The organism is Roseovarius sp. E0-M6 (genome assembly GCF_037083845.1).
Lineage (GTDB): Bacteria > Pseudomonadota > Alphaproteobacteria > Rhodobacterales > Rhodobacteraceae > Roseovarius.
The window spans coordinates 154,548-179,196 of the sequence record NZ_JBAPLA010000008.1 but is presented as its reverse complement, the minus strand read 5'-3'; the positions used below and the strand labels follow the sequence as shown (position 1 = coordinate 179,196).

Here is a 24,649-nt window from a genome sequence, read left to right as displayed (position 1 = left end):
AGGATATTCGTTGGTATACCAACGGTATTCGAGCAGAACGTCAACAGCATATCGCCACCCCGGCAACAAGCGTGTCACATCAGGCGGTTTATATGGGTCAGAATAGCTTCCCTGGCATTGTCGATATGCACCCGCATCGCGCCTTCGGCGGCGTCCGGGTCACGCGCAAGAATAGCGTCGAGAATAGCGATATGTTCCCTGACACCAGGCTCGAACCGGGCGGGAATTTCCCCTTGGTCGAAAATCCGGGTCTTGAGCTTCAATCCCTCGATCATCTCACACAGTAGCGACGAGCCCGCCATGCGCGCGATCTGCATATGCAGCGCATAATCGAAATCCGCATGTTCCGCTCGGTCCGGACGCTCTCCGCTGAGATATCCGGCTAATATTCTTTTGTATTTCAACCATATTTCCGGATCCGAATGAACACTTGCCGTTTGCCGCGCAGTTTCGCATTCCAACAGCCTACGAGCATGCAAGATTTCCACAAGCTCGGTAATGGAAATCCGGTTTACGGTTGGCACACCGCGATGCGTGCGGGTGACCAGACCTTCGCTCACAAGACGCGCGATCGCCTCGCGGACCGGGGTCCGCGAAACTCCCAGCTTTTCAGCAAAAGTGCGTTCTTGAAGCGGCGTGCCAGAGGCAAGCTCACCACGCAGGATCATGGTGCGCAGCCGTTGAACTGTGTTTTCGGCAAGGCTTTGCTCTTTTTGCACCTATGGCTCCGCTCTCTCAACTCGGTCCGGGTTTTCAATGCCAATCTGAATATTTGGTATACCAAGGACAACAATGCGTAAAGCCATGCTGGTCAAACTTCAGTCGCTCTTGCCAGATGCTCAAGGAACTTCTGGAAAGCACGCCGGTTATCCTCAAGGACAACTATGGAGGCTGACAATGGCTAGCGAAAAAGACGTCCCCCCCACCACGACAGATGCCGGTATTCGCGTTCAGAGCGACGAGCATTCGCTCACCGTCGGGCCCGACGGACCGATTGTCCTGAACGATACCTACCTTCTTGAGCAAATGGCAAATTTCAATCGGGAGCGTATCCCGGAACGCCAACCCCACGCGAAGGGCGCCGGGGCGTTCGGACATTTCGAGACCACGCAGGACGTCTCGCGCTTCACCAAGGCCAAGATATTTCAGCCCGGCGCAAAATGCGACGTGGTGGTTCGCTTCTCGACCGTCGCTGGCGAGCGTGGAAGCCCCGACACGTGGCGTGATCCACGGGGCTTCTCGGTCAAGATGTATACCGAAGACGGCAATTTCGACATGGTCGGAAACAACACGCCGATTTTCTTCGTGCGCGATCCGCTCAAGTTTCAACAGTTCATCCGAAGCCAGAAACGCCGCGCCGACAATGACATGCGCGATCACGATATGCAGTGGGATTTCTGGACGCTCTCACCTGAAAGCGCGCATCAGGTCACCTATCTTATGGGGGACCGCGGCATTCCCCGGACCTGGCGCGAGATGAATGGCTATTCAAGCCACACCTATTCGTTGGTGAATGCCGAAGGCGAGAAGTTCTGGGTCAAATTCCATTTCCACACCGATCAGGGTGACGGGAATGCCTACCTCAGTCAGGAAGAAGCCGACGAGCTTGCCGGAACCGACGGAGATTTCCACCGGCGGGATCTTTTCAACGCGATCCGCGACGGCACTCCCCCAAGCTGGACCTTGAAATGGCAGATCATGCCCTATGAGGACGCCAAGACATATCGCCTCAATCCATTTGACCTGACAAAGGTCTGGCCACATTCGGATTACCCGTTGATCGAGGTCGGCAAACTGGTTCTCGACCGCAATCCCACCGATTTCCACACCGAGATCGAACAGGCTGCGTTCGAACCCAACAACATGGTGCCGGGTGTCGGCCTGTCGCCGGACAAGATGTTGCTGGCACGCGGCTTCTCCTACGCAGACGCACACCGTGCGCGGCTTGGCGTGAATTACAAACAGATTCCGGTAAACAGCGCCAAGTGTCCCGTTCACAGCTATTCCAAGGACGGCCACGGTAGAACCGAAAATGTCTCGGATCCGGTTTACGCGCCCAATTCATACGGCGGCCCCACGGCACAGCCCGATACCCGGGGCGAGGCCGGGCTCTGGCACGCGGACGGCGACATGGTGCGCCAAGCCTATACTCTGCGAGAGGACGATGACGACTGGACACAGGCAGGCATATTGGTTCGTGACGTGATGGATGACGCGGCGCGCGCCCGTCTGGTCGAGAATGTTGTCGGCCACCTGCGCGACGGCGTCAGCGAAAAGGTGCTTCAACGCGCCTTCGATTACTGGCGTAACATCGACCGCGACACCGGCGACAAGATCGAGAAAGGGGTTCGGGACAAGCTTGGCGGTGCCTCGGACGCGCCGGGCCTCGCATCGGCCGAAAGCATCGACAGCAAGGACGCGGTCGAATAGACGCGGCTTTATCATCCGGACTTCGCCAGATGCCGCCAGAGACATGGCTAGGCATCTGGCGGAAGGTCACGACTTGTTTATTCATCATTCATTGCTCCGGCGGCCCATAAATTGACCGCCGCGTTTTCATTCAGCCCTTTTTCGGGCTAGATCAAAGTCATGGACATTGTTCTTATCACCACGGTGATCGCGTCACTGTTTTTCGTGATCGGGGTGGCCGAGCCGTTGGCGGCGCGGCTGCGCCTGCCCTATAGCGTGATCCTCGCGACACTGGGCATTCTGATCGGGCTCGGGGCGGTTTTCTTTCTGCGCACGGAACTGACCGATGCGCTTAACCCGGTGGCCGAAGCGATCCTCGGCCTTCCTATCCGGTCCAACGTCTTTCTCTACGTATTTTTGCCCACACTGCTGTTTCAGGTCACGCTGGGCATGAATTTGCGGCGGATGCTGGATGACTGGGTGCCGATTCTGGTGCTCGCCGTTGTTGCGGTCATCGTCGCCACCGTGAGCGTGGGCTATGCGCTGTCATGGGCAAGCACATTGTCGCTGACGACGTGTCTGCTGATCGGTGCGATTGTCTCCACGACCGACCCGTCGGCGGTGGTATCCATCTTTCGCTCGCTCTCCGCGCCGCGAAGGCTGGCGCGGATCATCGAAGGTGAAAGCCTGCTGAACGATGCCGCCGCGATCGCGCTATTCGGCCTTTTCATGAGCTTCGTGATGCTCGGGGTGCCCAATCCGAATCTGGGCGATGCGCTGTCGCGGTTTCCCGTTCTCATCGCGGGTGGAGCGCTGACCGGTTGGCTCATGGCGCGAATCTCGGTTTGGGTTATGGCGCTCTTCAACCGGCATGAACTGGCACAGATCTCGATCTCGGTGGCATTGCCCTATCTGGCCTATATCGGCGCCGAACAAAGCGTCGGTGCCTCGGGGGTGATCGCGGTGGTGACCGCCGGGCTAACGCTCAACCTTACCGGACCGGGGCGCCTGCCACCGCAAGCCTGGGCCAACCTGCGCGAGGTTTGGGATCTGCTCGCACACTGGGCGGGCGCGCTGATCTTTATCCTTGCGGCGCTGTTGATTCCGCGACTTCTGGAAGAGGTCAGGGCATCTGATTTTATGCTGGTCGGCGTCGTTATCCTTGCCGCGATCGCAGCCCGGGCACTCATACTTTTCGGGCTCCTGCCATTGCTCACGCTACTGCGGGTCTCACCGGCGGTCGAGCGGCCCTATCGTGCCGCGATCTTGTGGGGCGGGTTGCGCGGGGCGGTAACACTCGCGCTGGCATTGGCGGTGACCGAGAGTTTCCGGGTGCCAGTCGAGGTCAAGCGCGTCGTCGGTATCCTTGCCACCGGCTTTACACTCTTTACCCTGATCGTGCAGGGCACGACGCTACGGCCCGTCATTCACTGGCTCGGGCTCGACCGGCTGTCGCCGCTTGACGAGGCTCTTTCGCGGCAGGTGGTGGCTGTGGCACTTCAGACTGTGCGCGAGGATATCGCCCGCACAGCCGAGAATTACGATCTGACCCACAACATCGTGCGCTCCGAAGCCAAAAGATTTGGCGAAAGGTTGGACAATTCGGTCAAAAACGCCGAGGCAAGCGCCGACATTCTCGATCGCGACAGGATCACGCTCGGGCTCATCGCGCTTGCCGGTCATGAGCGTGACACGATCCTTGAACGGGTCAGGGAAAGAACGATCTCGGCGCGCATGGCCGAACAGGTGCTTTCGGATGCCGACCGGCTCATTGAGGGGGCGCGCAGCGACGGGCGCAGCGGTTATATGCGCAGCGCACGCCGAAGTATCGCCTATGGCTCGGGGCTGCGCGCGGCGGTGGTTCTGAACCGGCGCCTCGGGCTTTCGGCGCCACTCGCACGTATGACCACCGATCGGTTCGAACTTCTGTTGGCGCAACGTCTGATCCTGAAAGACTTGGGCGATTTCATCAAAGGTCGTATCCGGCGCATTCACGGTCGCCGCGTGGCAGAACTTCTCAACGAGATGTTGGCGCGGCGGGTCGACATGCTGGAAACTGCGCTTCAGGGGCTTCGTCTCCAATATCCTGGCTATGCCGAAGAGCTGGAACGCCGCTTCATCCGGCGCACAGCCCTTCGGCTCGAGGAACGAGAATACACGACCATGCGCGAGGATGGCCTCATTGGGGCAGAGGTTTACACAGCACTGATGCAGGACGTCGCAGCGCGGCGCGCGCAAGCCGAAGTGCGGCCCCGGCTCGATATCGCCCTGCGACGCACCGAATTGATGAAACAGTTCCCGCTCTTTGCCAATCTCGACCTACGGGCACAAAAACGTCTGGCCCGCTCACTGCACACCCGATACGTGAACGCCGGTGATGTCGTGATCCGCAAAGACAGCCTGCCAAAGCGCGTATTCTTCATCGCATCAGGGGCGTTCGAACTCGAAAGCGCGGGTCAGACATGGCGGCTGGGCCGGGGCGAAATGTTCGGACAACTTGCAATCCTGATGAACAGAGCCCGCCGCACCGAGGCCCGCGCCATCTCTCCGTCCACATTGCTCGTGCTTGACGAAGAGCGATTTCGCCGCCTCCTCCGTAGGAGCACCACGCTTCAGGAAGCCGTCCGCGCCAGCGCCGAAAAACGCGGCATTGATCCAGACGTGTTGTTGTCTGCGTCCCAGACTTGATCAGAAAACAAAAAAGACGCCCTTGGGCGCCTTGTTTTATTGGTCGGAGTGAGAGGATTCGAACCTCCGACCCCTGCCTCCCGAAGACAGTGCTCTACCAGGCTGAGCTACACTCCGACCGTGCCGTGCCGATTACTGTTAAAACACGTTACTTGCAAGCCGTTCAAACAATAAAAGATGCGGGTTGCCGGGGGTCGGTTCGGAGTTGCATGACACTTGTCAGCTTCGCAAATGCGTTTCGGCCTCGCGCAGCGTTTCGCAGCCCTCCGTCTCACAGGTTTTCGCGAAACGCTTCAAACCAAACCCCCGGGCGCAATGCACCGGGGGCGAAGTCGAGCTCGATCAATGCGGTCAAAGGCTTGCGTCAAGGGCCGCGAGAATGGCATCGCCCATCTCGGACGTCGAAATCGGCGAGCCCCCTTCGGGACCAAGCAGATCGGCGGTGCGCACCCCATCCGCCAGAACGCTTTCCACAGCGGCCTCAAGGCGTGCGGCCTCGTCCCCCTTGTCAAAGCTATAGCGAAGCGCCATGGCAAAGCTCAGAATACAGGCGATCGGGTTCGCCTTGCCCTGCCCCGCGATATCGGGCGCGCTTCCATGCACCGGTTCGTAAAGGGCTTTGGGCCGGCCATTTTCCATCGGGGCGCCCAATGATGCCGATGGCAGCATCCCAAGCGATCCCGTCAGCATCGCCGCACAATCCGAAAGCACATCCCCGAACAGGTTGTCTGTCACGATGACGTCAAACTGCTTGGGCGCCCGGACAAGCTGCATCGCGCCGTTATCGGCATACATATGGCTCAGCTCAACATCCGGATAATCTTGCCCCACGCGGCTTGCCACCTCGCGCCAGAGGATGCCCGATTCCATCACATTGGCCTTCTCCATCGAACACACCTTGCGACCCCGCCGCATGGCCAATTCGAACGCCGCGCGCACCGCGCGCTCGATCTCGCTTTCGGTGTAACGCTGGGTGTTGATGCCAACGCGTTCATTGCCCTCCTCGAAGATACCGCGCGGCTCTCCGAAATAGATGCCGCTGGTCAGTTCGCGCACGATCATAATGTCCAGACCGGCCACGATATCCTTCTTCAGGCTGCTGAAATCGGCAAGCGCATCGAAACACTGAGCCGGGCGCAGGTTCGCGAAAAGGTCCATCTCCTTGCGGAGCCGCAAAAGGCCACGCTCGGGTTTCACCGAAAAATCGAGATCATCGTATTTCGGGCCGCCCACAGCCCCCAGAAGAACCGCATCCACCTCCTGCGCACGCGCCATCGTCTCGTCGGCCAGCGGCACGCCGTGCTTGTCATAGGCCGAGCCACCGACAAGGTCTTCGTCAAGGTCGAAGGCAAGATCGCGTTTCGCGCCAAACCATTCGATGACCTTGCGGACCTCTGCCATGACCTCGGGGCCGATCCCGTCACCGGGCAGAATAAGAAGCGATGGATTGGTCATGGAACGGTCCTTTTTCGGGTGGGTCACTGTCGCGATTGGCCTAGCGCGCGCCGCCGGGATGGTCAAGAAAGCGGTCTGCATCGTGCCATGCGGACCCGGGGTCAGATCACCTCACGGTTCAAGCCGCTTGCGAAGACCCTCCGACAGCGCGTCCCAGACAACCGAAATGCGCGGCGTGTGCCGCAGCGCCTGATGAGTGGTCAGCCAGACAGGCAGCACCGGAATATCCAGCGGCACGTCTATGCGCTCCACATCCGGGTAAGCGCGCGCAATCTCCACATGACAGAAACCCAATCCACAGCCGGCACGCACAAGCGCCCAGTTGACCGGGTGACTGTCACAGCGCACCGAAAACCAATCGCGGCTTGCCGGCAGGCCACGCTCCTGCATACCCTTGATGATCTCTTCATTCCGGTCGTATCCAATAAGGTTATGCTTGAGAATTTCAGCCATCGTTTCGGGCCGCCCCGTCCGGTCCAGATAGCCCTTTGCACCATAAAGCCCCAGTTGAACCTCGCCCAGATGCGTCACCACCAGTTCAAGCTGCTCGGGGCGATACATCCGGATCGCGATATCAGCCTCCCGAAACAAGAGGTTGTCGCTACTATCCGATGACACGACGTCTATCATGATGCCCGGATGCGCGGCGCGGATGTCCGCGATGATCTGTGGCAAATGCCATTGCGCAACCATCTCGCTTGCGGTGATGCGCACCGTGCCTTCAAGCGCGGTCTGACGGCCCATCGCCGTCAGTTCGATATCCGTCATCGCCCGCCGCATGGCCTGTGCGGGCTCAAGAATCGCCTGACCCGACTCGCTCAGCGTGAGTCCCTTCGCCTGCCTGTGGAAAAGTACCTGTTGGAGCATTTCCTCAAGCTGTTTGATCTGACGCCCCAATGTGGGCTGGCTTGACCCAAGATTGCGCGCGGCACCCGACAAGGAACCGCTCTCGGCCACTGCAAGAAACGCGCGGATCAATGACCAGTCACAGGAAGAAATCGAGTTACCCATTCAATATTGAATACCTGTTTTCTGAATTTCGGCAATTCCCATTCAGCAAAGCGTATGCTTACTTTGGGTTAACTGTCCAGAGACATAGATATTTGGAAAAAGCCATGGAGAAAACGGTTCTCATTCTCGACCCCGACGATACCTTCTGCGCCGCAGCCGCCGAAGCGTTTTGGAATGCTGGCTGGCATATCAGGCTGGCCAATAGCGCGCCGGACGACCACATGACCGAGGTCACCGAGATCATCGTCACCAACCGCGCAACATTGAAATCTGCCGCGGATCTGGCCCGAAAATCAGACGCGATGATCGTCGTTCCTCGCGGCGTGCGCGGCAGGTTTGCGGGTCATCGGGTTCGGTCCGTGTCGTTGTCCGAATTGCGCGACATCGGTAGCTTCACGCCCCCTGACCGGCGGCGGCGGCGCTCTTTCTCGTTCGTACGGTGGATGCCCCTTTCCACGATGATGGCGAACACGTTCTGCGGGTGCCGCCAACGGTCGTAACAAGAAAAAGGCGGCGCCGGATGCGCCGCCTTTCCTCTTGGCGTCTCAAGACGTCCGTGTTTAGGCGTTCGGCAGGATGACGATCTCGACCCGCCGGTTCTGGGCACGCCCGTCCTCGGTCAGGTTCGACGCGATGGGCTGATCCTCACCGCGGCCATAAGTCTGGATGCGGTTAAAGGACACGCCCCCATCCATCAGCACATCCGCCACGGCATTCGCCCGCCGCTCGGACAGGCGCTGGTTATAGGCGGCTTCGCCGGTGTTGTCGGTATGGCCGACCACCTGAACCGTCGTATCGGGATATGATCTCAGGCTGTCCGCGACGGTCATCAGGTCGCCGCGCAAGCCGGAATTCACCGTTGAACTATCGACGGCGAACAGAATGTCTTGCGGCATCGTCACGATAAGGCGGTCGCCCGTGTTGGTGACGCTCACATTGTCATTCGCGATATCACGCTCAAGTTCCGCCGCCTGCTTGTCGAGTGCGTTGCCAATGGCCGCACCGCCCAACGCGCCAATCGCGCCGCCAATCACCGCGCCCTTGCCTTTCTTGTCGCTTGCGGCGGCACCGGTGATCGCACCGACAAGGCCACCAATCAGCGCCCCTTGCTGGGTGCGCGCATTCGGGTTCTGGCCCTTGAGATGCGCAGGCTCGGCACACGCACTGACCAGCAACAGCGACACACCCGCCAACGTCATCGCACCATTCTTGGTTTTCACTCGGATCATCTGATTTGCCTCATCGCTCAATCGTCCCTTTTGGACATTCAGTTGATTATAGGCATCCCTCCGCCGATCCCCAAGCCTTCGATAGGGGGAAATCAGCGGCATTTCGCGCAGCAGGCATGGCAGCACGCGACACGAGGCCGAGCAACCCCGCAGCACCAAGACCACCGCCGCCTACTCCTAAGCTTCCGCGCGGGCGGCCTCCCATGCCAAGATCGACCGTTTGACCGGTAGCCCCCAGTGATATCCACCCAGTCCGCCAGACTTTCGCAAGGCCCTGTGACAGGGAATCAAAAGGCTGATCGGGTTGCGGCCCACAGCCGTGCCCACCGCGCGCACGGCCCGGGGGCGGCCGATGGCCTGCGCGATCTCGGAATAGGTTGTCACCTGACCGGACGGGATGCTCAGCAGTGCCTCCCAGACCTTGATCTGAAAGGGCGCACCGATAAGGTAGAGCGGTGTCACCTCCGCCGCTTGGTCGCCCGCGCCGAACGCAGTCAGAGCCCACGGCCTAAGCATCATCGGGTCTTCGACAAAGGCGGCGTCCGGCCACCGCGACACAAGGTCCTGCATCGTGGCCTCTTCGCCCATCTCCCCAGCAAAACCGATACCGCAAAGGCCCTTTTGTGTACCCATCACCAGCGCGAGGCCAAAGGGGCTGTCGAACCATCCCCAGTAAATCCGCAAGCCTCGGCCCTTGCGGGCATAATCCCCGGGGCTCATCGCCTCCCACCTCAGGAACAGGTCGTGCAAACGGCCCGTCCCCGAAAGGCCCGCCGCATCGGCGGTTTCCAACGTGGTAAAGTTCCGCTCCAGCATCGCCTTCGCGTGGCCGAGCGTCAGGTATTGCTGATACCGTTTCGGCGATACACCGGCCCATGACGAGAACAGCCGCTGGAAATGCGCCGGACTCATCTGCATCTGCCGCGCCAACGCGTCGAGCGTCATATCCTCACCGCCCGCGTCGATCAGGTCGATGGCCCGGCGCATGACCTGATAATGATAGTTGCGTTCTATGGGGGCATTCATATCGCCACACTCCTTGATCCCATGATCCTAAGCCCCTGCCCGGCGCACTGCGACCCGGATTTTGCGCAAAGACAGCAGCGCGGTCCCGATCACGCGGGAATTGCGGCCCCGGCTGCGAGGCATGACTTGCCATGCAGCGCGCGGGCGGGCATAGCATGCAGCATGGCAAAACAGCTTGATTACCATACGATCCGCGAGATTTTTACGCGCTTCCACGCGGCCGATCCCAAGCCCGAAGGCGAGCTTGAGCACGTGAACGCCTATACGCTGGTGGTCGCGGTCGCACTTTCGGCCCAAGCCACCGACGCCGTTGTCAACCGGGCCACCCGCGACCTCTTCAAGGTCGCCGACACGCCGCAAAAGATGCTCGATCTCGGCGTCGAGGGGCTGACCGAACATATCAAGACAATCGGTCTCTTCAGGCAAAAGGCCAAAAACGTCATCAAGCTCAGCCAGATTCTCGTTGATGAGTATGAAGGCACGGTGCCCAATTCACGCGCAGCTCTGGAAAGCCTGCCGGGTGTGGGTCGCAAAACCGCCAATGTCGTCCTCAATATGTGGTGGGGCATGCCCACCCAAGCCGTCGACACCCATATATTTCGCGTGTGCAACCGCACCGGCATCGCCCCCGGCAAGGACGTGGTTGCCGTGGAGCGGGCGATCGAAAATCAGATTCCGGCCGATTTTCAACACCACGCTCACCATTGGCTGATTCTACACGGCCGCTATCACTGCAAGGCGCGCAAACCCTTGTGCCCCACCTGTATCATTCGCGATCTCTGCCAATTCGAGGACAAGACCATATGACCAAATACCAGGCCGTCGGCATCGGCAACGCCGTCGTTGATGTGATTACCCGCTGCGATGACGCGTTCCTGACGCAAATGAACATCGAAAAAGGCGTCATGACCCTCATCGAACAGGACCGGGGCGAAGCGCTCTATGACGCGATGGACAACCGAACCCAAATGCCGGGCGGTTCGGTTGCCAACACGATCGCAGGGCTTGGCGCGCTTGGGCTTTCGACCGGTTTCGTTGGCCGGGTCTCGGATGACGATCTGGGCCATTATTATGCAAACGCCATGACGGAGGTCGGCACCGAATTTGTGAATGCCCCCGTCGCAGGTGGCGAATTGCCCACCTCGCGCTCGATGATCTTCGTATCGCCCGATGGCGAACGGTCGATGAGCACGTATCTCGGCATCTCCACCGAGCTTGGCCCCAACGACATCGCTGACGAAGTGGCCGGCGCCGCGGGCCTGTTGCTTCTTGAGGGGTATCTCTTCGACAAGCCCAAGGGCAAGGCCGCCTTTATCGCCGCCTCGCGCGCCTGTCGCGCTGCCGGGGGCATGGCCGGCATCTCGCTCTCCGATCCGTTCTGCGTTGACCGCCACCGCGACGATTTCCGCAAACTGGTCACGGAACTGGACTACGTTATCGGCAACGAACACGAATGGCGCTCACTCTATGAGACCGACGATCTCGGTGCCGCGCTGGAAGAGGCCGCGCGCGACTCGGCCCTCATCGTGTGCACACGCTCGGGCCATGATGTCGCGATCCACAAGGGCGACACCAACGTCCAGGTACCGGTGGACCGGATCGCCCCGCTCGACACGACCGGCGCCGGCGATCAGTTTGCCGCCGGGTTCCTTTACGGCCTCGTCACCGGCAAACCGCTCGAAATCGCGGGCCGCATGGGATGCATCGCGGCGGCGGAGGTCATCGGACATTACGGCGCCCGCCCCGAGGCCGATGTCTGGGCCCTGTTCAAGGCCGAAGGTCTGGTCTGACCCCCGACTGCCATTCTTCTTGCCCTAAAGCGTTTCGCGAAAAACCTGAATCACAGATTTTCGCGAAACGCAGCGCAACATTCAGGCGTTGCACGCGTTTCGCCTTTCGCTGATGTCTCAGGTTAAAGGCGAAACGCTTTAAATATCCCGCCGGAGGCACCGGAAAATTAGCAGAATTTTCCGCAACACCCCGCGCTACCACCTGCCGGAAAGAGCCCGCGCCGTGAGGGTGAGCCGATCTCTGAGTGGCGCTGGTTCGATCTCGCCCGCCTTGACAAGCGCGGGCCGTCGCGCGGCGCGGCCAAGTATCCCCCCGGCCTGCCACAGCATCAGCATCGCAGGCCGGGCCGCGGCAGGCACACCTGCCCTGCGCGCACGCCCAAGCCGGTTCAGCCCTTCCTCGGCCAAACTGCGCACAGCGCTTTCGCGCCCATCGACAAGCGGCATCCGTCCTGCCGCCTCAAGTGCAGGCACGGCCCGGAACCAGTTGGCAAGCCCTAGCGCGAATCCCGCATCCGTCACCGCCTCGTCCGGTTCGACCCCAAGCGCGCGGACACTGGCCCGCAACAAATGCCCCGCGGTATGATCGAGATGAGAGCGAAAGGCGGCCTCATCCTCGAAAGGCTCGCGATATATGTCCCAGCGCCGGGCCAGCACCAGCTCATCCAATTGCACGGCACTGGCCCGGTCCAGAACCCCACTTAGGGGCGTGGCCACCTCGTGACGGCGCACGTCGCGCCCCTCAGCGATCTCCAGAAGCGCATCGCGCCACCATTGCAGCCGCATCTCGGCAATCATGCTTTCCTGTGTCACCCAAGGCGCGCGCGCCACTTCGACATTGAAGGCATATATCGGAAACAGCTTTCGCCGTGCCGGCACCGGTGCGGCCATCGCCGCGCGCAACCTCTCCGGGTCGCCCCGGCGCACCAGATCGGCACAGGCGCGGATGGCGTCATCCATCGGTCGCATCCCGTTCGCCTGATCCGGTAAAGGTCACCACACCTGAGCGCCACAGGCGCGCTATGGCGCCCCGCTTGCTCATGTCATGCAGCCGTCGCGAAAAAGCTTCCAATTGATCGCATCTAGAAGCGCCTGAAAAGACGCGTCCACGATGTTCGGGCTGACCCCCACAGTGGACCAGCGACGGCCCTGCCCGTCTTCGCTGTCGATGATGACGCGCGTGACGGCCTCGGTGCCGCCTTGGGTGATCCGCACCTTGAAATCCACCAGCCGCATATCGTCGATCACATTCTGATAGCGGCCCAGATCCTTGGCCAACGCCTTCGACAGGGCGTTAACCGGGCCGCGATCACTGCCTTGTTCGTCCATCGACTCGCTCACCGACAGCTTCTTGTCGCCATCGACCTTGACCACGACCACCGCCTCCGAAAGCGTGACCATCTGGTCATACTTGTTCTTGCGCCGCTCGACCGTGACCTTATAGCGCTTCACCTCGAAGAATTCGGGCAGCTGTCCCAGCTCACCGCGCGCCAAAAGTTCGAAGCTGGCCTGCGCGCTGTCATAGGTAAAACCGCGATCCTCGCGCTCTTTGACCTCCTCCAGAATACGCGCCAGCGCCGGGTCGCCCGGCTCCACCTCGATCCCCGCATCACTCAGGCGGCGGCGCAGGTTCGATTGCCCCGCTTGGTTCGACATCGGGATGATCCGGGCGTTGCCCACCGCACCGGGGTCGATATGCTCATACGTCGCCGGGTTCTTGAGGATCGCACTGGCATGCAGCCCCGCCTTATGCGCAAAGGCCGACGCGCCGACATAGGCCGCCTGCCGCACCGGCACCCGGTTCAGGATATCGTCAAGCATCCGGCTCGCATGGGTCAACCCCTCCAGCGCGCCGAAGGTGATCCCGGTCTCAAGCTGGCTCGCATAAGGCTCCTTCAACAGAAGCGTCGGGATAAGCGCCGTGAGGTTGGCATTGCCGCACCGCTCGCCCAGACCGTTGAGCGTGCCCTGCACCTGACGGGCGCCGGCATCAATGGCGGCGAGGCTGCCCGCGACGGCACTCTCGGTGTCGTTATGCGTATGAATGCCCAAACGCTCCCCCGGCAGGTCCGCCGCGATCACCTCGCCGGTGATCCTGCCGATCTCGTGCGGAAGCGTGCCGCCATTGGTATCGCACAGCACAATCCACCGCGCGCCCGCCTGCATTGCCGCGCGCAGACACTCAAGCGCATAGCCGGGGTTCGCCTTGTATCCGTCAAAGAAATGCTCCGCATCGAACAGCGCCTCTCGCCCTTGCGCGACCAGATGCGCCACGGATTTGGCGATGTTCTCGACATTTTCCTCCAGCGTGATGCCAAGTGCCGCGCTGACGTGGAAATCATGGGTCTTGCCGACGATGCACACGGCTTGGGTGCCTGCATTCATCACGGCGGCCAGAACGTCGTCGTTCTCCGCCGAGCGCCCGGCGCGTTTGGTCATGCCGAAGGCGGTCAGCGTGGCCCGCGTCCGCGGCGCGCTCTCGAAAAATGCGCTGTCGGTGGGGTTCGCGCCGGGCCAGCCGCCCTCGATGTAATCCACACCCAAGCCATCCAGCGCCTCCGCAATCTGGATCTTCTCCGGCGTGGAAAAGCTGACACCTTGGGTCTGCTGCCCGTCCCGCAGGGTGGTGTCGTAGAGGTAGAGACGTTCCTTGGTCATGCCGCGCGCCCCTCGCAGCACGCGCCCTGCGCGGAAACAAGGCGCGGAACGCGCCGCCGCGCAGCGCCCGACCGCCCGTCGCACCAGAGGTGCGCCGTCCATAGTCGGCACGCCTTTGGCGTGACGGGCGGGCGCTTCTGCAACGTCGCAACCCGAACAATCGTCGCAGTAAACGTAACCATAAAGTGCAGACCACAAGCGGTGCAGCGCCCCCCCGCGGTCGGGCCCTGCGCGGCAGGCAGGCGGTGTGCTGCAATGCGCGTCACTTCAACCCCTCCAGCTTGGCAGCGTCAAAGCCCGGTCCGGGGACAAGCTCTACACCTTCCTTGCTCATCCGCACCTCGACCCCTGCATCGACGAGAGCCGCTTTAAGCGCATCGACCTCGGAGAAGTCTTTACTGGCACGGGCTGCGGTTCGGCACTCCGAAAGGCGCCGTGCCAAAGGGTGCAAATCGGGAACCTCCGTCCATTGACCCAATGTCGGATACAAAAGACCAAGCAACTGCGCCGATGCAACGAACTCACCTGCAAGCCGGGACCATTCCGGGTCTTTCAATGTCTCAGGCCCGGCATTCCACGTCGATCCTGCCTTCTGAAAAAGAACCTGCCCCAGATGGCCAAGAAAGTTGAGCGCGCCTGCTGTGTTCAGATCATCGGCAAGGAAATCTTCAACTTCCTTTGGAAGTTGTCCGGGTTTTATCCCTTCAACCAAGCTGCGCCAACGACGAAGCGCTCTTTCCGCACTCCGTGCCTTTTCCGCCGTCCAGTCCATCGGCTTGCGGTAGTGCGTGCTCAGGAACGCGAACCGAATCACCTCACCCGGCACGCCCTGATCCAGCAAATCCCGCACCGTAAAGAAATTGCCCAAGGATTTGGACATCTTCTTGCCCTCGACCTGCAGCATCTCGTTATGCAGCCAGTAGCGCGCGAACTCGCCCTCGGGATGGGCGCAGCAGCTTTGGGCGATCTCGTTCTCGTGGTGGGGGAACATCAGATCGTTGCCGCCGCCATGGATGTCGAAACTCTCGCCCAAGAGTTCATAGGCCATCGCCGAGCATTCGATATGCCAGCCCGGACGGCCCCGCCCCCAAGGCGAGTCCCACCCCGGCTGCCCCTCATCCGACGGCTTCCACAACACGAAATCCATCGGGTTGCGCTTGTAGGGGGCCACCTCGACCCGCGCACCGGCGATCATGTCATCAACAGAGCGCCCCGAAAGCTTGCCATAGCTCTCACGCCACGAGTCCACGGCAAAGAGCACATGGCCCTCGGCGGCGTAGGCATGGCCCTTGGCGATCAAATCCTCGATCATCGCCACCATCTGCGGGATATACTGCGTGGCGCGCGGCATGTGGTTGGGCTCCAAAGCCCCCAGTTCCGCCATGTCATCCAGAAACCACTGCGTCGTCTCCGCCGTGATCTCGCCTATGGCCCGCCCGCTCTCCGCCGCCCGTGCGTTGATCTTGTCATCCACGTCGGTGAAGTTGCGCACATAGGTCACGTGATCCGGCCCATAGACATGCCGCAGCAGACGGTAGAGCACATCAAACACCACCACGGGCCGCGCATTGCCCAGATGCGCCCGGTCATAGACCGTCGGCCCACAGACATACATCCGCACGTCATCCTGATCGAGAGGCGCAAACACCTCCTTCTTGCGGGTCTTGGTATTGTGCAGCTTGATCGTCGTCATGGTTCCCTCGCACGCGCGTCTCGCGGCGGGCTTACCAACTAACTCTCATGTTTGAAATAGGTGACCGGCCCGCCTGAATATCTCAGCAGGTAATGCAGCAAATGATGATGCAGGTCTTGGTCATGTCCGAAGCATAGGAGCGCCGCAACCTTCGGTCAAGCGCGCCGCCCCTGCTTCTTCTTGGGTCAAATACTCATATCCGACACCGGCCACCCGGCCCCGCGCTCAGGAATAGCTCACCACCTCGAACTCGATCCCGTCCGGCCCGTCGAAATAGAACCGCCGCCCGGGCTCATAGTCGCCGTGGTTGCGCGGCATGTATCCCGCTGCGCCCACTCTCGCTTCCGCCGCGTCGAGGTTGTCCACCACCACGCCCACATGATTGATGCCGCCCACATGTGCATAGGTGTCTCCCATCGGTTCAAGTGGTTTCGCCGGCGCATAAAGCGCCAGATAGCTGTCCCTGTCGCCCACATGCACGGTAAAGCCGTCGTCCTTCGCCGCGCCCTGCCACCGCACGTGCCAGCCGAACAATTCACAGAGGATGGCCGCGCTGGCCTTGGGGTCGGGCACCGTGATGTTCACATGCTCCAGATTCATTGCATGTCCTTTCCTTTTGAGTTTCATTGGTAATTACTGTAATTTCTCAAGTATGCTTTAGATCAATAGGAAAAATATTCATGCAAAGCAGACGCTTGGCCGATCGCGGAGTGCCCATAGGCTATATCTCGGAGCGCACGGGCCTCGCCCCCTCGGCCATCCGCTACTACGAGGACGAGGGCCTTGTGCGCCCCGACCGGAACGCCGCGGGGCACCGGCGTTTCGCCCGCTCCGACATCCGCCGGCTGTCTTTCATTATGATCGCCCAAGGTCTCGGCTTCTCGATCGCCGAAATCCGTGCCGCGCTCTCGACGCTCCCCGAGAACCGCACGCCCACCAAGGCCGACTGGGCCCGCATCTCGCGCAGTTTCGGCCAAGTGCTCGACACCCGCATCGCCCGGATGCAGGCGCTTCGCGATCGGCTTGACGGCTGCATCGGATGCGGCTGCCTCTCACTGCGCACCTGCGCGCTCTACAACCCGCGCGATACCGCGCGCCGGCACGGCGCGGGCCCGCGCTATGTGCTGGGCGACAGGGCCGAAACCACCTGACGCGCGCCCCGCGCAACGTCCGACCGCCCGGAGCCTGCTTGACATCCCCGTGCCTCTTGGGTCACGTCCCCGCATCACGCGACAGGAGATTTGAAGATGCGGTTCTCGAACACGATCCGAAACATGACTGGTGGTGGCTCGGACGGGTGGGACGTGTTCCGCAAAGCCAAGAACATGGTGCGCAGCGGCGTGGATGTGACCGAACTCACCATAGGCGAGCACGATATCCGCACCGATCCCATCATCCTTGAGGCGATGCACAACGCAGCGCGTGACGGCCATACCGGCTACACCACATTCGAAGGCGAGGAGGCCCTTAGATCACGTGTCGCCGCACGGATCACGGGCCGGACCGGCGTGATGACCACACCCGATCACGTGCTGATCGTGCCCGGCGGTCAGGGCGGGCTTTTCGCCACCCACCACGCGGTCTGCGATCCGGGCGATACGGCGCTCTACATTGATCCCTATTATACCACCTATCCCGGCACCATCCGAACCGTCGGCGCCACCCCTGTCTCTGTCGAGGCCCGCGCCGACCGCGATTTTCAGCCCGACCCGGACGATATCGCCGCCGTCGCGCCCGGCGCGCGCTCGATCCTCGTTAACACTCCCAACAACCCGACCGGCGTTGTCTACACCCGTGAAACCCTTGACGGCATCGGTCGCGTCGCCACCGAGAACGATCTCTGGATCATCTCGGACGAAGTCTATGACACACAGGTCTGGATCGGCGATCACCTGAGCCCCCGCGCCCTTCCCGGGCTCGAAGAGCGCACGCTCGTCATCGGGTCCATGTCCAAAAGCCACGCCATGACCGGAAGCCGCGTTGGCTGGGTTGTCGGCCCGCCCGAGGCGATCGAGCATATGGCCAATCTCGCCACACATACGACCTACGGCATTTCCGGCTTTGTTCAGCACGCAGCGGCCTTCGCCCTCGATCAGGGAACAGAGTTCGAAGAGATGATCGCCGAGCCATTCCGCCGCCGCCGCGACCTCGTGCTCAAGCTCATGGAGGGGCAGAACGCCGCGCGTGCGATACCTGCGGACGGGGCGATGTATGTCATGGTCGATATCCGCGCCACCGGCCTCTCGGGCGAAGATTTCGCCAATCGCCTGCTGGATGAACGCCATGTTGCCGTGATGCCCGGTGAAAGCTTCGGCACCGCCGCCGCCGGACACCTGCGCGTGGCGCTAACCGTGGCCGATGACCGGCTAGAAGAGGCGGTGCGCGATCTCATTGATCTGGCCGGAGCACTGGCAAACTAAGGCCTTTTGCGAAAGGCCCTAAAGCAATGACGAGGCCCGCAAACCGCGTTGGGTCACCATGCGGGGAGCATCCCTGTCTTTCAGACCCGAACTCGTCGAGTGCCCGCTGCGCGAGATAGCGGAGAATATGATCATGTTATCGCTCTGGTTTAATCTGAATTGAACTGCCCCCGTTTCACCGGGCTCCTGAGCGCTTCCGGTTCCGGCCTTGATGAACTCGCGCGGCGACGATCGGCCCATCCGCTCTACCCGCTTTGATAGCGCAAGAGTGCTTGCGTGGTTCTAGAAGTCGACAATGGCCTTTGCCTGTTTGACTATTTCCTGAACGATTTCCGCGGCCGGCTGGACCTTATTAACAAGGCCGACACCTTGGCCAGACCACAATGGTAGCGGCTCAATCTCCCCCTCCAACGCCGCGAAAGCCACCGCGCTGGCGTAGCGGGGGATCTCAACACCATCCGGGCGCCGGGCAAGAACGTCACCCTCTCGCGGCCTCTCGCCGAGCGGCGGCTTTCCAGCGGCTTCCCAAACCGCTGAGGTGCTATTCTTTAGGGCGCGATGCGGTGCGTTTGGCCAAACAAGGTCATAGAGGTCGTCATAATGATCCGTATCGTCTTCGGATGCCGCGAACAGGCGCTCAAGGTAAACTGGATGAACAGGTGCTTCTTCTGCGGCGAGAAAACGGGTGCCGATCCAGACCGCCGAAGCGCCGAGCGCGATTGCCGCCGCCAACCCACGCCCGTCAGCTATACCGCCCGCCGCGACTACCGGCACCTCACCGACCGCATCAACAACTGCGGGAACAAGTGCCATGGTAGAAACCTTGCCCTCCACGTGCCCACCGGCCTCCCAACCCTGCGCACAGATGGCGTCGGCACCAAGGTCGACAGCCTCGCGCGCGCTCTCGGCGGTGCTGGCTGTGATTATAACTTTTGTCCCGCCGGCTTTCGCGCGTTCAACGAAATTGCCAGTATCGCCCCAGAAAAGTGAGAGTACCTCAACGCCCTCTTCGAGACAGACATCCAATTGCTCTTCATTTCGAAAATCCATATTGAGATTGACGCCGAAGGGTTTGTCGGTCAGCTCCTTAATCCGACGTATCTCCGATCTCATTGTGTCCGGACCATCGGTCCAAAGTGGTGCCAACCCAAGGCCCCCAGCATTGCTGACCGCGGCGACCAGCTCTGGCGGTCCAACGCGTCCCATCGGTGCCAAAACGATAGGGTGCTCAACGCCGAACTTTCGGCAAAATGCTGTGGACATAAGATTGGCTCCTTAAAATGGTTCCCTTCGCAAACTATAGCAGAGAGCGCCTTCCAAGACATATTTGGTCCTGCTGGAGTTGATCCTGCCATTTCTAATTGCCCAAGGCGGTCATACACCCTGTGATCGCTAATGCTTCATAAGCGGTATGAACTCGACCCCGATCACCGCGGGTCGCAGCCACGGCCAAAAATGTCCCGCAGACCGTTCCGTTTGCGACATATGTCGCGATTGGGACAGAACGCCTTATTCGGCTCAAGCAATCTCTAACCAATATGGGTAGGGAGGTCAGCACATGATCGCGTGCTGCAAGATCGCTTTGGTGATCTATACGATCGGGGCGGCCCGGGGCCGCGCCGCACGGGGGCGACCGGGGATAGGCTGATATTTTCGCCCTTCCCCAGGTATTTCCAAGGATCACCATTATGAATGATATCACCCCTCGCCGGAGCGGCGGACGCGCCGCGCGTCGTGCCAGCCGCGCGGCCCCTCCCATCGAATCGCTCCGCTCAATACGCCCTGGTATGGAAGGCGGTCGATACAAGGCCCTGACCGAAGCTCAGGTCCACCGCCTCCACGAAGCCGCGCTCGAGGCGCTTGAAACCATCGGTCTTGCCGACGCGCCCCCAAGCGGGGTTGAATACCTTACCGGTGCCGGGGCCATACAGGGCCCGGACGGGCGCATCCGCTTTCCCCGCACCGTGGTCGAGGACGCGCTGGCCAAGGCCTGCAAGGACATCACGCTCTGCGGCCGCGACCCGCGCCACGATCTCGACCTCAGCGGCACGCGCGTCCATTACGGAACGGCGGGCGCGGCGGTGAGCATGGTCGATGTCGAAGGCCGCGCCTACCGCGACAGCACGCTTCAGGATCTCCACGACGCGGCCCGCATCTGCGATGTCCTCGACAACATCCACTTTGTTCAGCGCCCGATGGTCGCCCGCGACATTCCCGACAACCGCGAGATGGACCTCAACACTGTCTATGCCTGCTGTTCGGGCACCACCAAGCATATCGGCACCTCCTTCACCGAACCCGATTTCGTAGGTCCGGCGCTCGAGATGCTGCATATGATCGCGGGCGGCGAGGATAAATGGCGCGCGCGTCCCTTCATGTCGAACTCCAACTGTTTCGTCGTCCCGCCGATGAAATTCGCGACCGAAGCCTGTCAGGTGATGGAGAACTGCATCCGGGGCGGTATGCCCGTTTTGCTCCTGTCGGCGGGCATGGCGGGTGCGACGACCCCCTCGACCATCGCGGGCGCGATCGTGCAGGCCACCGCCGAGTGCCTTGCGGGACTGGTCTATGTGAATGCGGTCTCCCCCGGTCATCCGGCGATCTTCGGCACATGGCCCTTCGGCCTCGACCTGCGCACCGGCGCGATGACCGGCGGCTCGGGCGAACAGGCTCTTCTCAGTGCGGGATGTGCCCAGATGCATCAATTCTACGGCCTCTCCGGCGGCGCTGTCGGCGGCATCACCGATGCCAAGACACCCGACATGCAGGCCGGATGGGAAGCGATGTGCTCGAACGTGATGGGGGGGCTTTCAGGGCTCAACATGATCTACGAAGCAGCGGGCATGCATGCCTCTCTTCTGGGCTTTTGTCACGAATCACTCATTCTCGCCGACGATTTGATCGGACACGCCATGCGCTGCGTGCGCGGGATCGAGGTGACGGACGAAACCATCGCACTCGATCAGATGCGCACGGTCTGCATGGAGGGGCCGGGCCACTATCTCGGAACCGATCAGACCTTGGCGCGGATGCAATCGGATTATCAGTATCCCAAGCTCGGTGATCGCACATCACCCAAGGAATGGGCGGAGATCGGCAAACCCGATCTCAACGCCAAGGCCATCGCCAAAAAGAACGAGATTCTGGCGGCCCGCTCGGCGGCGCGGCTCGATGCGGCGCTTGATGCGGACATCCGGCGCAGGTTCAACATTCATCTTCCGGCCTGACAGCTTGGACAGGGAAACATGATCTAAGGCCCGGATTCGCGTCCGGGCTTTCATCTTTCCTCAAATACTCATCTGCCCAACATCCAGCGCCCCTCGGGCCAGAAGGCATGAAACGCGAAGGCAAACATCATGTCATGCGGCACGTCCCGGCCTTGGGCATCGCGCACCCTGACGGTGCCCACATCACGCCCCCGCGCCATGTTCGCACTGTCGAGCGCCGACGCCTGCCCCGCCTGCCAGCTTAGGCGAATGCCTGCCTCTTTTAACGCGCCGGCATCGCGGATACGCGCCAATGGCCATGCCCGGGGCCCCACACGCACGACCCGCGCCAGCGGTTCGATACCGTGCGGCGGGCGCTCACCCGAATAAAGGAACGGTTTGCTCAGGCTGTCATATCCCGGGTAGGGATTTTGCCCGTAATTCCTGCGGAAGTTCGGCTGCTCCATAACAAGCCCATCGGGATTGCGCGCCTTGAATTGGCCCCAACTTTCCATCCAGCTTGGCAACAAGCGAAGCTCCTCACCGGTAAGGTCGCCGACAATGGCCTCGCCTATGGCCTGCTGCCACCAGCTTTGGGTCTCGCGGTCATACATCACCATGTCCGAATGCCGAAGCTTGCCTGACACGCCAAAGCTGAGCGTGCGGCCATCTACCCGCCGGTCAAAGCTGAGGCCGGAATTGCACAAGGGACAGAAGGTGACGGCCACCGGCACCCCGGCCACCCTGTCGTTCACGATCTCGTGCCAGATCAGATAGCGGATCGGATAAGCGCGCGCCGGCGCATTGCCCAGTTCAAGCGTGATCACCGGCTCCTTGTCCTTGATCCGGGCCTCTGATCCTGCAGGCTTGAACTTGGGGTCGTGGATCGCGGGAATGCCATCTTTGGGCGGCCCTCCCGACATGATCTCACTCCAGTTGTTGATTGATGTGAGGTCGAAATTCGTCTCGGGCCACTCGTTCTTCCACAAGGCAGGTTCGGCGCGCAGCGGCGCGGTCAGAACAAGAATCAGAGTGATAGCACCAAGGATGCGGCTGACAGAGTGATGCATGACAAAGCTCCTCCCGGATATCGCGATGTGCGCATTGTGCCGGGCGGGCCGGTTTCTGGCCAGTGGGCCCCACGCATTCGTGACAATCCGTGCTCAGTCTTGGCCACCCCGGATCACTTTCGACGCCTCGCCCCAGCGCCGTGATCTAAGCTCGCGTCGGAAGGCCCGCTCAAGCTCGCTCACAGCGTTGCCCTCGTAACAGCGCCCATGGCTCAGGATGATCCGGCGCGGCGCCCATCCGATCATTTCCTCGACGCTGTCGGCCAGCGCGGCCTTGTCGCGAAAGCTCATGCGCAACAGGCTCGGCATCCGCCCGTCGCTGTCATCGGCGCCGGAAAGCCAGATCAGAGGCCGCACCCATGGCGGAAGATGCACGGTCTCGAAGTTCTGGATGATATCGGTCAGGATCAGCGTGTCACTATCCCGATGAAAGAAGACAAATTCGCGATGACGCGCGCTTCCGGCGACAAGATGCTGCTCGATCTCGTCCTGCCATGGCGCAAGGTCATCAAGATCGTGGTCGATGCGAAGCTCGACCCCCTCGGCTGCGGCGCGGTCTGCCACGCCCGGCGCGGCCCATGTCTCGGCGTCGGGGAACCGGGCCTGCCATGTCGGAATGCCAGTGTAATGCAAACGGTTGGGTGCCACGAGATACGCCACCGGCCCCAGCGCGCCGATGGTCCCGGCCATATCTTCGGTCATGGGCGTGGGCGAATGCACCCAAAGCGTCCCATCCGACAAGCGCACGATGGTCGCCCGCGTCGGGTGCGGAATTCCGCGGCAGGCAACAGAAGGGCCATCCACGATCCAAAGCCCGTCCGCGACGGGCTTTGGGACATTCAAGGGTTCATATCCGGTGGCCAAATCCCTACTCGGTCACCGTGACAGACGTCATGACATCAGGCTGCCCGACCACAGTGCCGTTTTGGCCGGCGCCACGCTTGATGGCATCGACCACCTCCATGCCGTCAGTGACCTCGCCCACAACGGTATAGTCCCCGTTCAGAAACTCACCCGGTGCGAACATGATGAAAAACTGGCTGTTGGCGCTATTGGGGTTCTGGCTTCTCGCCATGCCCACGACGCCACGCAGAAACTTCTTGTCCGAGAATTCCTGCTTGAGATCGGGCAGGTCCGACCCTCCGCGCCCGGCATTGCGCATGTCGCCACCGTTAAGGCGACCGAATTGCACATCACCCGTCTGTGCCATGAATCCGTCGATCACGCGGTGAAAGACCACGCCGTCATACTTGCCCTCACGGGCAAGCTTGGTGATCCGCTCCACGTGACCGGGGGCCACATTCTCGAAAAGGTCGATCTCGACCGATCCGTTGGCCTTGCCCTCGATATCGATCTTGAGACCCGTGGCAAGCGCGGGGCTCGCCATCAGGCTCAGCGCCAGCACCGCCCATTTACGCATCGGCAGCCACCTTGACACTGACCATCCGGTCGGGATCGGCGGGCGGCTCACCCCGGGTGATCGCGTCCACATGCTCCATACCGTCGATGACCCGGCCGTAGACGGTATATTGCCGGTTCAGGAAATGGTTGTCCTTGAAGTTGATGAAGAACTGCGAATTCGCACTGTCCGGGTTCTGACTGCGCGCCGCTCCTAGCGTTCCGCGGTCATGCGGCACGCCGCTGAACTCGGCCTTGAGGTTGGGGAGATCGCTGCTTCCGGTCCCGGCCATGCGCAGATTGAAATCCCGCTCCATGTTGCCATGAGCCACATCGCCCGTCTGGGCCATGAAACCGTCGATCACACGGTGAAAGGCCACATTGTCATAGGCGCCCGATCGCGCCAGTTCTTTCATCCGCTCCGCATGTCCCGGCGCGACGTCCGGCAACAACTCAATCGTGACGGTGCCATCCTTGAGTTCCATCAGGATGGTGTTTTCGGGGTCTTTGATTTCGGCCATCTGGCGCTCCTTGCATTGGCTGTTGCCCGATAGGTATGTGTTTCGGACGCGATTGCCAAGCGTCCCGGCTTGACC

Annotated in this window: 22 protein-coding genes and 1 tRNA gene; 8 read left to right on the top strand and 15 right to left on the bottom strand. The window is 61.2% G+C overall.

Annotated elements, in window-relative coordinates; genetic code table 11:
- Positions 1–74: 74 nt before the first annotated feature.
- Positions 75–719 carry a GntR family transcriptional regulator gene (locus tag V8359_RS17350; RefSeq protein WP_336430356.1) on the bottom strand — a complete coding sequence of 215 codons (645 nt, stop codon included), beginning with the start codon at positions 717–719 and terminating at the stop codon, positions 75–77.
- 178 nt (positions 720–897) lie between these two features.
- Between V8359_RS17350 and V8359_RS17345 the strand changes: the two genes are divergently transcribed.
- Positions 898–2,430: a catalase gene (locus tag V8359_RS17345; RefSeq protein ID WP_336430355.1), complete on the top strand. Its 1,533-nt coding sequence runs from the start codon at positions 898–900 to the stop codon at positions 2,428–2,430.
- A 159-nt stretch (positions 2,431–2,589) separates the two neighbouring features.
- Positions 2,590–5,097 (top strand): cation:proton antiporter, encoded by a 2,508-nt coding sequence (locus V8359_RS17340; protein ID WP_336430354.1) that lies wholly within the window; start codon positions 2,590–2,592, stop codon positions 5,095–5,097.
- Between the two features lie 40 nt (positions 5,098–5,137).
- Here the strand turns inward: V8359_RS17340 and V8359_RS17335 are convergent.
- The 3 genes from V8359_RS17335 to V8359_RS17325 all read right to left on the bottom strand — a co-directional run bounded on the left by V8359_RS17335 (position 5,138) and on the right by V8359_RS17325 (position 7,530).
- Positions 5,138–5,214: transfer RNA gene (locus tag V8359_RS17335), tRNA-Pro, on the bottom strand.
- Positions 5,215–5,448: 234 nt separating this feature from the next.
- On the bottom strand, positions 5,449–6,552 hold the full coding sequence (gene leuB / locus V8359_RS17330; protein ID WP_336430353.1) for a 3-isopropylmalate dehydrogenase: 1,104 nt from the start codon (positions 6,550–6,552) through the stop codon (positions 5,449–5,451).
- 111 nt (positions 6,553–6,663) lie between these two features.
- On the bottom strand, positions 6,664–7,530 hold the full coding sequence (locus tag V8359_RS17325; RefSeq protein ID WP_336430352.1) for a LysR family transcriptional regulator: 867 nt from the start codon (positions 7,528–7,530) through the stop codon (positions 6,664–6,666).
- Here V8359_RS17325 and V8359_RS17320 point away from each other — a divergent pair.
- Positions 7,530–8,063 (top strand): hypothetical protein, encoded by a 534-nt coding sequence (locus tag V8359_RS17320; protein WP_336430351.1) that lies wholly within the window; start codon positions 7,530–7,532, stop codon positions 8,061–8,063. The two genes, V8359_RS17325 and V8359_RS17320, sit on opposite strands and share 1 nt — an antisense overlap.
- Positions 8,064–8,123: 60 nt before the next feature.
- Here the strand turns inward: V8359_RS17320 and V8359_RS17315 are convergent, their stop codons facing one another.
- Positions 8,124–8,792 (bottom strand): OmpA family protein, encoded by a 669-nt coding sequence (locus V8359_RS17315; RefSeq protein WP_336430350.1) that lies wholly within the window; start codon positions 8,790–8,792, stop codon positions 8,124–8,126.
- Positions 8,793–8,969: 177 nt separating this feature from the next.
- Positions 8,970–9,818: a bifunctional helix-turn-helix domain-containing protein/methylated-DNA--[protein]-cysteine S-methyltransferase gene (locus V8359_RS17310; RefSeq protein WP_336430349.1), complete on the bottom strand. Its 849-nt coding sequence runs from the start codon at positions 9,816–9,818 to the stop codon at positions 8,970–8,972.
- 162 nt (positions 9,819–9,980) lie between these two features.
- Between V8359_RS17310 and nth the strand changes: the two genes are divergently transcribed.
- Together nth and V8359_RS17300 are read left to right on the top strand one after the other, a co-directional pair.
- A complete protein-coding gene (gene nth / locus V8359_RS17305; protein ID WP_336430348.1) occupies positions 9,981–10,625 on the top strand; it encodes an endonuclease III in 645 nt (214 codons plus the stop codon).
- Positions 10,622–11,608: an adenosine kinase gene (locus V8359_RS17300; RefSeq protein ID WP_336430347.1), complete on the top strand. Its 987-nt coding sequence runs from the start codon at positions 10,622–10,624 to the stop codon at positions 11,606–11,608. Before nth ends, V8359_RS17300 begins: the two co-directional genes overlap by 4 nt.
- A gap of 195 nt (positions 11,609–11,803) precedes the next feature.
- Here V8359_RS17300 and V8359_RS17295 read toward each other — a convergent pair whose 3' ends face one another.
- The 4 genes from V8359_RS17295 to V8359_RS17280 form a co-directional block, all read right to left on the bottom strand.
- Positions 11,804–12,568, bottom strand: a complete 765-nt coding sequence (locus V8359_RS17295) for a squalene/phytoene synthase family protein (RefSeq protein ID WP_336430346.1) — start codon at positions 12,566–12,568, stop codon at positions 11,804–11,806.
- A 78-nt stretch (positions 12,569–12,646) separates the two neighbouring features.
- Positions 12,647–14,266: a citramalate synthase gene (cimA, locus tag V8359_RS17290; protein WP_336430345.1), complete on the bottom strand. Its 1,620-nt coding sequence runs from the start codon at positions 14,264–14,266 to the stop codon at positions 12,647–12,649.
- A gap of 262 nt (positions 14,267–14,528) precedes the next feature.
- The gene (gene cysS, locus V8359_RS17285) at positions 14,529–15,959 is read right to left on the bottom strand and encodes a cysteine--tRNA ligase (protein WP_336430344.1); all 1,431 of its coding nucleotides are present in this window, start codon (positions 15,957–15,959) and stop codon (positions 14,529–14,531) included.
- A 225-nt stretch (positions 15,960–16,184) separates the two neighbouring features.
- Entirely contained in the window at positions 16,185–16,559 is a 375-nt protein-coding gene (locus tag V8359_RS17280; RefSeq protein ID WP_336430342.1) for a VOC family protein, read from the bottom strand.
- Between the two features lie 80 nt (positions 16,560–16,639).
- Between V8359_RS17280 and soxR the strand changes: the two genes are divergently transcribed.
- Positions 16,640–17,110 (top strand): redox-sensitive transcriptional activator SoxR, encoded by a 471-nt coding sequence (soxR, locus tag V8359_RS17275; RefSeq protein WP_336430341.1) that lies wholly within the window; start codon positions 16,640–16,642, stop codon positions 17,108–17,110.
- 96 nt (positions 17,111–17,206) lie between these two features.
- A complete protein-coding gene (locus V8359_RS17270; RefSeq protein WP_336430339.1) occupies positions 17,207–18,379 on the top strand; it encodes a pyridoxal phosphate-dependent aminotransferase in 1,173 nt (390 codons plus the stop codon).
- A 282-nt stretch (positions 18,380–18,661) separates the two neighbouring features.
- Here the strand turns inward: V8359_RS17270 and V8359_RS17265 are convergent, their stop codons facing one another.
- Positions 18,662–19,642 carry an NAD(P)H-dependent flavin oxidoreductase gene (locus tag V8359_RS17265; protein WP_336430338.1) on the bottom strand — a complete coding sequence of 327 codons (981 nt, stop codon included), beginning with the start codon at positions 19,640–19,642 and terminating at the stop codon, positions 18,662–18,664.
- Positions 19,643–20,067: 425 nt separating this feature from the next.
- On the opposite strand from V8359_RS17265, the gene V8359_RS17260 reads away from it, so the two are divergent.
- Complete coding sequence (locus V8359_RS17260) at positions 20,068–21,606, top strand: trimethylamine methyltransferase family protein (protein WP_336430337.1); 1,539 nt, start codon at positions 20,068–20,070, stop codon at positions 21,604–21,606.
- A 68-nt stretch (positions 21,607–21,674) separates the two neighbouring features.
- Here the strand turns inward: V8359_RS17260 and V8359_RS17255 are convergent, their stop codons facing one another.
- The 4 genes from V8359_RS17255 to V8359_RS17240 form a co-directional block, all read right to left on the bottom strand.
- Complete coding sequence (locus tag V8359_RS17255) at positions 21,675–22,655, bottom strand: DUF3179 domain-containing protein (RefSeq protein WP_336430335.1); 981 nt, start codon at positions 22,653–22,655, stop codon at positions 21,675–21,677.
- Positions 22,656–22,748: 93 nt separating this feature from the next.
- Entirely contained in the window at positions 22,749–23,498 is a 750-nt protein-coding gene (locus V8359_RS17250) for a DUF4336 domain-containing protein (protein ID WP_336430334.1), read from the bottom strand.
- 25 nt (positions 23,499–23,523) lie between these two features.
- Entirely contained in the window at positions 23,524–24,075 is a 552-nt protein-coding gene (locus tag V8359_RS17245; RefSeq protein ID WP_336430333.1) for a peptidylprolyl isomerase, read from the bottom strand.
- A complete protein-coding gene (locus V8359_RS17240) occupies positions 24,068–24,574 on the bottom strand; it encodes a peptidylprolyl isomerase (protein WP_336430332.1) in 507 nt (168 codons plus the stop codon). Before V8359_RS17240 ends, V8359_RS17245 begins: the two co-directional genes overlap by 8 nt.
- Positions 24,575–24,649: the final 75 nt, after the last annotated feature.